The following is a 1,638-nucleotide window of genomic DNA, read 5'->3' as shown; positions in this document are numbered from 1 at the left end:
TCCAAAGGCTTTTTGGATTTGTTGATGTATTCTACAAATGATTTGATACCACCTTCGTAGTGGAACAATTCCTTGTAGCCTTCTCTTTCATCAGCAAATTCTATCTTCACGCCCTTGTTCAAAAACGCCATTTCTCTGAATCTTTTTGCAAGTACATTCTTATCGAAATTCAAAGTTTCAAAAATCGTATTGTCCGGCATGAATTCAATCGATGTTCCAGTTCCTCTGACATTTTCTTTTATAACAGTAAGTTCTGTAACAGTTTTTCCTTTTTCAAATCTTTGTTCGTACATTTTGCCGTCTCTTTTGACTCTGGCAATAAGATATGTACTTAAAGCATTAACACAACTTACACCAACACCGTGAAGACCACCTGAGTATTGATAAGCGTCGTTTGAAAATTTACCACCTGCGTGAAGCACTGTAAGTACAGTCTCAAGCGTTGATTTGCCTGTTTTTGGGTGTGTTTCAACCGGAATACCAGATCCGTCATCTTCTACGATAATGGAATTGTCTTTTTTTATAGTAACCTTAATCAAATCACACACACCAGCCAACGCCTCATCAATCGAGTTGTCGACTACTTCGTACACCAAATGGTGTAGACCTTTTTCATCTGTAGAACCGATGTACATCCCTGGTCTTACACGAACCGGTTCCAATCCTTCTAATACTGTAATCTGATCTGCAGTATATTCTCTTTTTTTCTTCATTATATTCCTTTCATAAAGTTATTCATCAAATAATTCCCACTGATATTTGACTTATAAACTCCTCTATTCGTTATGACTATAGACCTTATAGTAATGTCCTCATCTTCATTTACAAATTCCACGTTTTTAGTGTAATCCAAATCATCCTTCTTAAAATTTGTGAAGAATTTGTCCGAAACATTAACCACTGCTATAATCTCATTTTCATCAATTAATGTGTTGTTGCCAATATCCAAATACATATCATTCACCTATTTTTATCGTGTACAATCCTTCCGGAGCTCTTTCTGATGTAGTCAGAAAAGCTTGAAAATCCTTGATATATCTGATGATGTAGTTGATTCTGTAATCATCAAGTTCACTGAACACATCATCTAACAAAATAATTGGCATTCTATCATTATAAAATCTACTCAAATCCAACTGTGCAAGTTTCATCGATAAAATCGCAGTTCTCACCTGAGCCTGAGATGCAAAAAACTTAGCCTGTTTGTCGTTGATTAAAATATCCAAATCATCACGATGGATACCTAAATTAGTTTGCTTATTTTCCAAGTCCTTGTCCAAAATATCTCTCAAACTCTTGTAATAAGTGTTCTTTTGATCAGTCATATCCTCTACATATTCTATCGAAAAATTATTTTCCATGTACAAATCATCATTATCATCGCTCAAATTCTTGCACATATTTTTTGCGATAAGCTGAAGCCTTTCGACATAGCTTTTTCTCTTGTGCATAATGTATGAACCGAAATCCGACAATTGAATATTCAACGCCTTCAACTGCTCATTAAAATACGAATTGTACCTGTGGTTTTTGATGAGCTTGTTTCTCTCATCTAACACTTGATTGTATTGTTTCAAAACAGTCCTGTAATAGTTATCCACACCACTTATGGACTCATCCAAGAATTTTCTTCTCAGA

3 protein-coding genes are annotated in these 1,638 nt (G+C 34.9%); all 3 read right to left on the bottom strand.

Going from position 1 to position 1,638, the window contains the following annotated elements; genetic code table 11:
• Nucleotides 1-713 (bottom strand): ATP-binding protein (locus tag KHW44_RS09440; protein WP_304068841.1); only part of this gene is annotated, 713 nt, incomplete at its 3' end.
• A complete protein-coding gene (locus KHW44_RS09435; RefSeq protein WP_304068839.1) occupies nucleotides 713-955 on the bottom strand; it encodes a DUF370 domain-containing protein in 243 nt (80 codons plus the stop codon). The genes KHW44_RS09435 and KHW44_RS09440, both read right to left, overlap by 1 nt.
• Before the next feature lies 1 nt (nucleotide 956).
• Nucleotides 957-1,638, bottom strand: a 682-nt coding sequence (locus KHW44_RS09430; protein WP_369680534.1) for a DNA replication/repair protein RecF, incomplete at its 5' end; no start/stop codon positions are given.

The organism is Finegoldia magna (assembly GCF_018371055.1).
Classification (GTDB): domain Bacteria; phylum Bacillota; class Clostridia; order Tissierellales; family Peptoniphilaceae; genus Finegoldia; species Finegoldia magna_I.
Note: the sequence above shows the minus strand (reverse complement) of the source record. Positions and strands in the feature narration are given on the sequence as shown.

Bases quoted from the DNA above. Each gene is read 5' to 3' on its own strand.
- KHW44_RS09435 (WP_304068839.1), bottom strand. From the start codon at position 955: ATGTATTTGGATATTGGCAACAACACATTAATTGATGAAAATGAGATT.